We start from the raw sequence: 9,854 nt of genomic DNA on the forward strand, positions 1-9,854 counted from the left end.
CCCTTGCTGCCCGCCGCCACCGTGCTGCTGCTGCGCGATTCGCCCGAAGGCCTCGAGGTCCTGATGACGCGTCGCTCCGCGAAGGCGAGCTTCGCGCCCGGCGCGTACGTGTTCCCTGGCGGCCGCATCGAAGCGTCGGACGCCGCCGCGCAGGCGGTCGCCACGCGCCGGCCCGCCCAGGGCGACCGGCAGCTCACCGAGTCGGTCGCGGCGGTGCGTGAATGCTTCGAGGAGTTGGGCGTGCTGCTCGCGCGCCACACCGATGGCCGGCCGGTCGGCGCCGACATCCTGGCGACCATGGACCGCAGCACCACCTCGGCGATCGCGCTGGCCGACCAGTGCACGGCGCGCGGGCTGCTGCTGGCGACCGACGGCGTCTACACCCTGGCCCACTGGATCACCGACCGCGACCTGCCCAAGCGCTTCGACGTGCCCTTCCTGGTGGCGCGCATGCCCGAAGGCCAGGAGCCTTCGGCGGACGAATCCGAGCAGTTCGAACCTTGCTGGGTGCGCCCCGCGGATGCGCTGGAGCGGCACAAGGCAGGCAGCTTCTTCATGATCTTCCCCACGGTGCGCACGCTCGAACGCCTGGCGCCCTTCGCGACGGTCGACGCCGTGCTCGATGCCTGCAGCCAGCGGCCCGGCGGCGAAGGCCCGCTGTGGACCAGCTGCCCGCGCGCCGGCCTGCTGCGCGGCAAGGAAGCGCGCTACATGGAACACGAATTTCCCTTCGGCGAGCTGGCGATGGTGTGCCCCGACGGTCAGATCGTGCACGAGCTCGGCTGGCAGAGCGAAGCGCCGGTGGCGCTGCTGAAGAACCTGCGCCGCCTGACCGCGCCCAACCCGGGCGCGATGACCGGCCCCGGCACCAACAGCTACATCGTGGGCGACGCGGCGTCGGGCTACATCGTGATCGACCCGGGGCCGAACGACCCGGCGCACATCGAGCGGCTGCACCAGGCCACCAGCGGCGACATCCGCCAGATCGTCTGCACCCATTCGCACGCCGACCATTCGCCCGGCGCAGCACCGCTGCAGGCCTTGTGCGCGTCGAAGCCGCCGATCTTCGGGCTGGCCTCGCTGCCGACGGCGCGCCCGGCCTCGTACTTCGTGCCCGAACGGGCTCTGCAGGACGGCGAACGGCTTCAGCTGAAGGACGACCAGGGCAACACGCACACGCTGCGTGCCATCCACACGCCCGGCCATGCGGCCAACCACCTGTGCCTGGTGCTCGAGGAAGACGGCCTGCTCTTCTCCGGCGACCACGTGCTCAACGGTAGCACGACGGTGATCGACCCGCCCGACGGCAACATGAACGCGTACCTCGATTCGCTGGACCGGCTCGATGCCGCCTGCGCCGACGGCGACGTGCGCTTCATCCTGCCCGCGCACGGCCACGTGCTCGGCGAGGCGCGCGCGGCCATCGCGCACCTGAAGGCGCACCGGCTGAAGCGCGAGGCCAAGATCGCCGCGGCGATGCAGAAGCTGCCGCAGGGCACGCCGGAAGACTGGCTGCCGATCGCCTACGACGACGTGCCCGAGCGCATGTGGCCGGTGGCCGCGCGCTCGCTGGCGGCGCACGTCGAACGCATTCGGCAGCTCGGCGAGTCGCGATGAACGACGACGGCAGCAGCGGCGACGGCATCCGGCTTTCCAAGCGCGTGGCCGCGCAGGCGAGTTGCTCGCGGCGCGAGGCCGAATTGCTGATCGAGAACGGCGCGGTGCGCGTCGACGGCGAGCCGGTGCTGCTGCCGCAGACGCGTGTGCAGGTGGGGCAGCAGGTCGAGATCGAGACCGGCGCGCGCCCCGTGCCCGTCGCGCCGGTCACGCTGCTGCTGCACAAGCCCGCGGGCCTGGCGACCGACCAGTCGCACCGCCTGCTGGTGCCTGCGAACCACCATGCGCCCGAACGCGCCGGCCTGCGCTTCCTGCCGCGTCATGCGGCGGGCCAGCGCTGCATGACGCCGCTGGAAACCGGCGCCAGCGGCCTGGTGGTGTTCACGCAGGAATGGCGCATCGAGCGCCGCCTGACGGAAGACGCCGCGCTGCTGGAGCACGAACTCATGGTGGACGTGGCCGGCCCCGTGGGCCCCGAGCAGCTGGCGCGGCTCAACCAGGCGCCGGCGCGCATCAGCATCAGCCAGCAGGCCGAAGGCCACACGGGTCTGCGCTTCGCGCTCAAGGGGCCTCGGCAGGGAGAGGTGGCGCACCGATGCCGCGACGCCCATTTGCAGGTGCTGGGGCTGCGTCGGCTGCGCATCGGGCGGGTGCCGCTGTCGGGGCTGCTCGAAGGGCAATGGCGCTACCTGCTGCCGCACGAACGCTTTTGAATCGCGCCGGCCCGCTATGCACGACGCCGCCACGCCTTCCTCCGCGATGCGCCCCCTGGCCGTCGCGGGCGCCGCATTGGGCTGGGCGGCGCTGGCCCTGCAGCTCTGGTTGTCGATCGGCCTGGCCATCGGCAACCACAGAGGTGCAGCCTGGGGCGTGTTCATGTACCTGGGCTACTTCACCATCCTGACCAACCTGCTGGTCGCACTGGCGCTCACGGCCGCGGCCACGCGCAGCGAAGCGGCGGCCTGGCGCTTCCTGCGAGGCCCCGGCGTGGCGAGCGCCATCGCGGCCAACATCGCGATCGTGGGGCTGGTGTACTTCTTCGTGCTGCGCCACATCTGGGCGCCACGGGGCCTCGCCTGGCTCGCCGATGTGCTGCTGCACTACGCGATGCCGCTGCTCTACCTGGCCTGGTGGTGGCTCGCGGTGCCGGCGCGCGGACTGAGCTGGCGCGACATTCCGCGGTGGTGGGCCTACCCGCTGGGCTACCTGGCGTATGCGCTGGTGCGCGGCGAAATCGCGGGCGTGTACCCCTATCCCTTCATCGACGTGGGCGCGCTGGGTTACGAGCGCGCGTTGATCAACGCGGTCGGGGTCGCACTGGGTTTCTCCGTCATGGCCGCGCTGCTGATCGCCATCGGCCGGCTCAAGCCGACGCCGCAGGACGTTGCCGAACAGGGTCGACGGCACCCTCTCGAAAAAATGTGAAGCGCGCCTGTAAGCCGGATTCTGTGCACCGGGGTTTCCCCCGGCGTGACCGCCATTACTCTGGGCCGCCCGTCGCCGGAACGGCTCGATGCCACCTACCCGCCAACTCAGCGAACCGCCTCGATGCTGGCCTACTTGGTGTTGCTGCGCGCAGAGATTGCCCGTTTCACCCGACCGGGTTGCCCCGGCCGACTCGTCTCTGTTGCTCTGATCCTCACCTCACGGTGGAGAGCCGTTAGCTCCTGCGCTGTCCTGTGCAGTCCGGACTTTCCTCCAGTGCGCCCTTTCGGGACATGCACCAGCGGCGGTCCGGCGCGCTTCACGGGGCGGATTATCGCTTCGGCCTGGGGCGCCGCCTAGCCGTGCCTGCATGGCCAGCATCAAGGGCCGGCTCTGTCGGCTTACCCTGGCGAGACCCTTGAACATGGTCTTAATAAGGCCGACCGTGCTTGTTCTGCAATCGCTTCATGATTGCTCGCTTTGCCGGCGAAGTGACGTGTTGAGGCCTGCGCAATCCGCCACCTCACCCGATGTAGAGCGCGTCAAGGTGGGCCGCTGACTTGTCAGATCGGAGCACTTCGGCTGCATGGACGCGGATGCTGCGGCGTGCGAACTCCGCCTTGCTTACGCGCAGCGCTTTGGCGGCCCGCTCTAGCAACGCTTCTTCCGCCGTCGACAATCGAATGAAGAAGGTCATGTCGCGTTCTCAAACCGCGACTTTACAATCCCTGCTCCGTCACGAGCCACCTGCCCGATCACCACGGGCCGCCCGCCATGATCCGAGTCTCCGAACTCAAGCTCCCCCTCGACCATCCGCCCGAGGCGCTGCCCGCGCTGATCGCTTCCACGCTGGGCGTGGCAGTCGGCGAGATTGCCTCGCACCACGTCTACAAGCGCAGCTTCGATGCGCGCAAGGCCGAGCTGTTGACGGTGTACATCGTCGATGTCGCGCTGGTCGATTCGACGCAGGAAGCCGCCGTGCTCGCGCGCCATGCCGGCAGGCCCCACGTTCAGCCCGCGCCCGACATGGTCTACCGTCCGCCGGTGCGCGCGTCGGAAGGCACGCCCCGGCCCGTGGTGGTGGGCTTCGGTCCGTGCGGCATCTTCTGCGCGCTGCTGCTGGCGCAGATGGGCTTCCGCCCCATCGTGCTGGAGCGCGGCAAGACCGTGCGCCAGCGCACCAAGGACACCTGGGGCCTGTGGCGCAAGAGCGTGCTCAACCCCGAATCCAACGTGCAGTTTGGCGAGGGCGGCGCAGGCACCTTTTCCGACGGCAAGCTCTACAGCCAGATCAAGGACCCGCGCTTTCTGGGCCGCAAGGTGATGGAAGAGTTCGTCAAGGCCGGCGCGCCGCCGGAGATCCTCTACGTCGCGCACCCGCACATCGGCACGTTCAAACTGGTGAAGGTGGTCGAAAACATCCGCGAGCAGATCGTGGCGCTGGGCGGCGAGATCCGCTTCGAGCAGCGCGTGACCGACGTGCTGGTCGAGAACGGCCACCTGCGCGGGCTCATGGTGCTCGACCAGTCCACGGGCCACACCCATGAGCTGCGCGCGGACCATGTGGTGATGGCGCTGGGCCACAGCGCACGCGACAGCTTCGAGATGCTGCACGCGCGCGGCGTGGACATCGAGGCGAAGCCTTTCTCGATCGGTTTTCGCGTCGAGCACCCGCAGGGCCTGATCGACCGCGCGCGCTGGGGCCGGCACGCCGGACACCCCATGCTCGGCGCGGCCGACTACAAGCTGGTGCATCACGCGAGCAACGGCCGCTCGGTCTACAGCTTCTGCATGTGCCCCGGCGGCACCGTGGTGGCCGCGACCAGCGAGCCGAATCGCGTCGTCACCAACGGCATGAGCCAATATTCGCGCAACGAGCGCAATGCGAACGCGGGCATCGTGGTGGGCATCGATCCGCGCGACTACCCGGGCTGGGAAAACGGCGCCACCGGCTCGCCGCTGGCCGGCATCGTGATGCAGCGCGCCCTCGAATCGCGGGCCTTCGAGCTCGGCGGCAGCGACTACCGCGCACCGGGCCAGCTCGTCGGCGACTTCATCGCAGGCAAGCCGTCGACGGCCTTGGGCAGCGTCGAGCCTTCCTACAAGCCGGGCGTGACACCGACCGACCTGCACGCCGCCCTGCCCGCCTACGCCGTCGAGGCCATGCGCGAAGCCTTTCCGGCCTTCGGGCGCAAGATCAAGGGCTTCGATCTGCACGACGCGGTGCTGACCGGCGTCGAAACGCGCACGTCCTCGCCCATTCGCATCGCGCGCGGCGAGGATCTTCAGAGCCCGAGCGTGCGCGGGCTGTATCCGGCCGGCGAAGGCGGCGGCTATGCGGGAGGCATCCTGTCGGCGGGGGTGGATGGGATCAAGGTGGCCGAAGCGGTGGCGCGGGCTATAAGCGATGTCTGAGCGATGTCTGACGCCGAAACCGACCGTCGACACGACCAAGATATTGACAACTATTGATAGCCATCTCAGGATTTCGCCATGAGTGCCAACACCATGAGCTTTCCGCTTCCCGAAGCCTTGCGCAGCTACGTCGATCAACGTGTGCGATCGGGCGCCTACGGAAACACGAGCGAGTATCTTCGCGAGCTGATCCGCAAGGACCAGGAGGATCAAGCCAAGAAACAGCTGCGCGAGCTGATCAAGGACGGGCTCGAGTCGGGCAAGGGCCGCGTGGTCACGCGGCAGGTCGCCGCCGAGCTGAAGGAGCGGGCACTGGGACGCTCGCGTTGAAGAGAGCGACACTCAGGCCGCTGGCTGAACAGGATCTCGTCGATGCAGTGCAGTTCTACGTCAAGGCGGGCGATCACGCCCTTGGCGAGCGCTTCTTCGATGCAGCCCTTGCCGCACTGAAACCCATCGAGCGCATGCCCGCCATGGGTTCGCCAAGGCTGGGGAAGCTGTGCGAGATACCGAGGCTTCGCACCTCGCGCATCACAGGTTTCCCCGCCCAATGGTTCTACTTTGAAGCGGAGGACCATCTCGATGTGGTTCGCTTGCTCGGCGAACGTCAAGACGTCGTGGCGATACTCGGCGCCAACTTGGAGCAACCCTGCGTTGAACAGGTTGCCCGTTGAACTCGCCTGTTGATCAGGCCTGAGCGTTGTTCTGCAGCGCCGCGATGCGCTCCTCGATCGGCGGGTGCGTCGCGAACAGCTTGCCGATGCTGCCGGTGATCCCCATGGCTTCGACGGCCTTCGGCAACTCACCGGGGGTCAGGCCGCCGAGGCGGGCCAGGGCATTGACCATCGGCTGCTTGCGGCCCATCAGCTGGGCGGCGCCGGCATCGGCACGGAACTCGCGCTGGCGCGAGAACCAGGCCACGACGATCGCGGCGGCGAAGCCGAGCACGATGTCCAGGACCACGGTGGTGATCATGTAGCCGATGCCGGGGCCCGAGTTGTTGTCGCTGCCGCGGCGCAGGAAGCTGTCGACCGCATAGCCGATCACGCGCGAGAGGAACACGACAAAGGTGTTCATCACGCCCTGGATCAAGGTCATCGTCACCATGTCGCCGTTGGCCACGTGCGCCACCTCGTGGCCGATCACGGCCTCGACCTCTTCGCGCGTCATGTTGGCGAGCAGGCCGGTGGAGACGGCCACCAGCGACGAGTTCTTGAACGCGCCGGTCGCGAAGGCATTGGGCTCGCCTTCGAAGATGCCGACCTCGGGCATGCCGATGCCGGCCTTGTCGGCGAACTTGCGCACGGTCTGCACGATCCAGGCCTCGTCGGGCGACTGCGGGTCGTTGATGATGCGCACGCCCGCCGACCACTTGGCCATGGGCTTGCTGATCAGGAGCGAGATGATCGCGCCGCCGAAGCCCATCACCAGCGCGAAGCCCAGCAGGGCCGTGAGGTTGAGGCCGTTGGCCGTGAGGTAGCGGTTGACGCCGAGCAGGCTGGCGACGACGCCCAGCACCGCGACCACCATCACGTTGGTCAAAACGAACAGAAGGATGCGTTTCAAGCTGATTTCTCCGTGGGTTCGGGCGAAGGCGCCCGCCTAGGCGGGCAATTGGGGGCCTCGACAGTCATTTTCAAGCTGGCGCAGTCCGGGCACGAGGGGCACCTGAAGGCTACTGGCGCTCGGGGCGGCGGCCGGCTCGGCGCGATGATAGGAGCAAAAGTCCGCGCGCTTCGAACACGCCACTACGCTCACTCGGGATAAAGCAAACTGCCCGGCCGGGGACGCCGCGGAGGGCCCGGTGGCCTGAAAACCGCCGCGTCGTCGTAGAAGCCCGGCCCCTCGTTGGCGGCCCACCATCCAGGCACGCCCAGCACCGGCAATGGTGCGAAAGGCTTGCCGCGAAGGTGCCGGGGATCGAGCTCGGCCGCCATGGCCGAATCGTCGACGCTGATCGCGTGTACCGCCCCGGGTGCCCACAGGACGTGCGCCGTGAGCGCCTTGCGCGGCGCGACGAGCTTTTCGAGCAAGGCATGGCCGAAGACGAGCAGGCGGGCTTCGCGCCACAACGGCCGTTCGTGCACGAAGAGGCGCTTCCAGTCGCGCGCCAGCAGCGCTGCCCACAGCGCCGCCGGCGCATCGAGCACCGCTCCGTTTTCATCGAACAGCGTCAGCGCATCGCGCAGCGGCCCGCGCGTCGCGCAGACGCCGTCACGCGCGATCTCGGCCGCCTGGAGTTCGTTGAGTCGCTGCTTGGTGCCCGGAAAGCGCAGCCACGCCAGGCCATTGAAGAAGTCATGCAGGTTGTCGCGCGTGGGCACGGCGCCACTCTGTGCGATGTGGGCTTCATAAGCCCGCCCGGGCGCCAAACAATGGTGCGGGACGAAGGTGCGCCCAACAGAGCCGGCATGCGCATCGAGCGCCTGCGCGACCGTCGCACCGTGGAGCACCGAGGACAGCACGCCGGACCCGGTGTCGCGCCAAGGCGCGAACCACGGCGCCGTCAAGTCAACGGCACGAAACGCGTCCAAGCCTACGCATCCGGCGCCTGGAGCCACCGGACCTTGTTGGGCTTGTCGGCGGGCAGCAATTCGAAGTGCGCCGGGTGCTTCTTGAGCAGCTTCATGGGCTTCGCCGCCTCGGCCTCTGCCAACTGCTGCAGATGCCCGATGACCCCGTTCAACGCGAGCGCCTGCCCGCTTCGAAGCTCGGGCGCGGCGTTCAGGATGTCCCGCACGCCAGGCGGCTCGCTGGCTTCGACAGGCGGCGCCGTTGGCTTGGTCGCCTTCTTCGCAGCGGCCTTTCTGGCCGCCGGCTTCGGCGCCGCTTTCTTCGAAGCTGCCTTCTTCGCGGTCGCCTTCTTCGCTGCCGTCTTGGCCGGAACGCTGTCTGCCGCCGCGGGCTTCGACCGGGCCGGTGCGCTGCCGACGATGAAGCACTGGTGGTAAGCCGCCCTCACCTCGTCGTGCAGCTTGTTGGCGAGCGAGAAGCAGATGACCCGAACTCCCCGTTCACGCAGCCGCACCGCGAGCGGAAAGAAATCCAGGTCGCCGGACGCGATCGCCACCACCGATGGCATCTGCTCGCAGGCCAGTTCCATCGCACCGACGACCAGTGCCGCGTCGGTGGTGTTCTTGGACAGCGCAAAGGTCTGGCAAGGCTGGATCGCCAGTTCACCGATCACCGACGCCAGGCCCTTGAGATTTTCCGCACTGCCGTAGGCGCGGCGAACCGCCACCGGGCCGGCCAGCTCGGTCAGTTGCTCGAAGGCGTGACGGATCGCGTTGCCATCGCTCAGGTTGTCGGCGTCGATCAGGAATGCGACGGGGCCGCTCATGGCTCAGGCTTCCACGACACGCCACGCGACCTGCTCGCCGCCCCGCAGCGGCTTCAGCGTCGCGTCGCCGTACGGCACGGTCTCGGGCAAGGTCCACCTCTCGCGGCGGAGCGTGACGGTGTCGCTGTTGCGCTGAAGCCCGTAGAAGTCGGCGCCATGGAAGCTCGCGAAGCCCTCCAGCTTGTCCAGCGCGCCGGCGTGGTCGAAGGCTTCCGCATACAGCTCCAGCGCGGTCAGTGCGGTGTAGCAGCCGGCGCAGCCCAGCGCATGCTCCTTCAGGTGGGCCGGATGCGGCGCGCTGTCGGTGCCGAGGAAGAATCGCGTGCTGCCGCTGGTGGCCGCCTCGACCAACGCCAGGCGATGGGTCTCGCGCTTGAGCACCGGCAGGCAGTAGTAGTGTGGCCGGATGCCGCCGGTGAAGATGGCGTTGCGGTTGTAGAGCAGGTGGTGCGCGGTGATGGTGGCGGCGGTGAAGCGGTCCGCGTCGCGCACGTAGTGGGCACCTTCTTTCGTGGTCAGGTGCTCGAACACGATCTTGAGTTCGGGGAAGTCGCGCCTGAGCGGAATCATCACGCGGTCGATGAACACGGCCTCGCGATCGAACAGGTCCACTGCCGGGTCGGTGACCTCGCCGTGCACCAGCAGCAGCAGCCCGTGCTTTTGCATCGCTTCCAACGTGGGGTAGGTCTTGCGGATGTCGGTCACGCCGGCATCGCTGTTGGTGGTGGCGCCAGCCGGGTAGAGCTTGAGCGCGCAGACGTCGGCCGCGGCGGCGCGGGCGATCTCGTCGGGCGGCAGGTTGTCGGTGAGGTACATCGACATCACGGGCTCGAAGCTCAGTCCCTCGGGCACGGCAGCGCGGATGCGGTCGCCGTAGGCCTGCGCCTGCTCGGCAGTGGTGACCGGCGGGCGCAGGTTCGGCATGATCAGCGCACGGCCGAACTGGCGTGCCGAATGCGGCACCACCGCTTCGAGCGCGGCGCCATCGCGCACGTGCAGATGCCAGTCGTCGGGGCGGGTCAGGGTCAGGGTGTCGGCGGGGCGGGTCGTCATGGGG

General features: G+C 68.4%; 11 protein-coding genes and 1 other RNA gene. 6 read left to right on the forward strand and 6 right to left on the reverse strand.

What is annotated here, in order from left to right:
* The 3 genes from B0W80_RS32960 to B0W80_RS32970 form a co-directional block, all read left to right on the forward strand.
* Nucleotides 1–1,617 (forward strand): MBL fold metallo-hydrolase (locus B0W80_RS32960; protein ID WP_083745790.1); only part of this gene is annotated, 1,617 nt, incomplete at its 5' end.
* On the forward strand, nt 1,614–2,330 hold the full coding sequence (locus B0W80_RS32965; RefSeq protein WP_077003357.1) for a S4 domain-containing protein: 717 nt from the start codon (nt 1,614–1,616) through the stop codon (nt 2,328–2,330). The genes B0W80_RS32960 and B0W80_RS32965, both read left to right, overlap by 4 nt.
* Before the next feature lie 46 nt (nt 2,331–2,376).
* Nucleotides 2,377–3,042 (forward strand): Pr6Pr family membrane protein, encoded by a 666-nt coding sequence (locus B0W80_RS32970; protein ID WP_077003366.1) that lies wholly within the window; start codon nt 2,377–2,379, stop codon nt 3,040–3,042.
* Here B0W80_RS32970 and rnpB read toward each other — a convergent pair.
* Nucleotides 3,037–3,363: RNase P RNA component class A (rnpB, locus tag B0W80_RS32975), an RNA gene on the reverse strand. The genes B0W80_RS32970 and rnpB overlap by 6 nt on opposite strands.
* Before the next feature lie 202 nt (nt 3,364–3,565).
* Complete coding sequence (locus B0W80_RS35800) at nt 3,566–3,739, reverse strand: hypothetical protein (RefSeq protein ID WP_179107085.1); 174 nt, start codon at nt 3,737–3,739, stop codon at nt 3,566–3,568.
* A gap of 77 nt (nt 3,740–3,816) precedes the next feature.
* Between B0W80_RS35800 and B0W80_RS32980 the strand changes: the two genes are divergently transcribed.
* The 3 genes from B0W80_RS32980 to B0W80_RS32990 all read left to right on the forward strand — a co-directional run bounded on the left by B0W80_RS32980 (nt 3,817) and on the right by B0W80_RS32990 (nt 6,131).
* Entirely contained in the window at nt 3,817–5,457 is a 1,641-nt protein-coding gene (locus B0W80_RS32980; protein WP_077003358.1) for an NAD(P)/FAD-dependent oxidoreductase, read from the forward strand.
* 78 nt (nt 5,458–5,535) lie between these two features.
* On the forward strand, nt 5,536–5,787 hold the full coding sequence (locus B0W80_RS32985) for a type II toxin-antitoxin system ParD family antitoxin (RefSeq protein ID WP_077003359.1): 252 nt from the start codon (nt 5,536–5,538) through the stop codon (nt 5,785–5,787).
* Nucleotides 5,784–6,131, forward strand: coding sequence for a type II toxin-antitoxin system RelE/ParE family toxin (locus B0W80_RS32990; RefSeq protein WP_077003360.1), 348 nt, complete (start codon nt 5,784–5,786; stop codon nt 6,129–6,131). The genes B0W80_RS32985 and B0W80_RS32990 overlap by 4 nt, the downstream gene beginning before the upstream one ends.
* A gap of 13 nt (nt 6,132–6,144) precedes the next feature.
* On the opposite strand, the gene htpX is transcribed toward B0W80_RS32990, so the two are convergent.
* The 4 genes from htpX to pyrC all read right to left on the reverse strand — a co-directional run bounded on the left by htpX (nt 6,145) and on the right by pyrC (nt 9,850).
* Complete coding sequence (gene htpX, locus B0W80_RS32995) at nt 6,145–7,023, reverse strand: protease HtpX (RefSeq protein ID WP_077003361.1); 879 nt, start codon at nt 7,021–7,023, stop codon at nt 6,145–6,147.
* A 188-nt stretch (nt 7,024–7,211) separates the two neighbouring features.
* Nucleotides 7,212–8,018, reverse strand: coding sequence for a DUF3025 domain-containing protein (locus tag B0W80_RS35805; protein WP_373039348.1), 807 nt, complete (start codon nt 8,016–8,018; stop codon nt 7,212–7,214).
* A complete protein-coding gene (locus B0W80_RS36370) occupies nt 7,994–8,797 on the reverse strand; it encodes an NYN domain-containing protein (protein ID WP_077003363.1) in 804 nt (267 codons plus the stop codon). The genes B0W80_RS35805 and B0W80_RS36370 overlap by 25 nt, the downstream gene beginning before the upstream one ends.
* A gap of 3 nt (nt 8,798–8,800) precedes the next feature.
* A complete protein-coding gene (gene pyrC / locus B0W80_RS33010; RefSeq protein WP_077003364.1) occupies nt 8,801–9,850 on the reverse strand; it encodes a dihydroorotase in 1,050 nt (349 codons plus the stop codon).
* Nucleotides 9,851–9,854 lie beyond the last annotated feature (4 nt).

The organism is Variovorax sp. KK3 (assembly GCF_001984055.1).
GTDB lineage: Bacteria > Pseudomonadota > Gammaproteobacteria > Burkholderiales > Burkholderiaceae_C > Variovorax.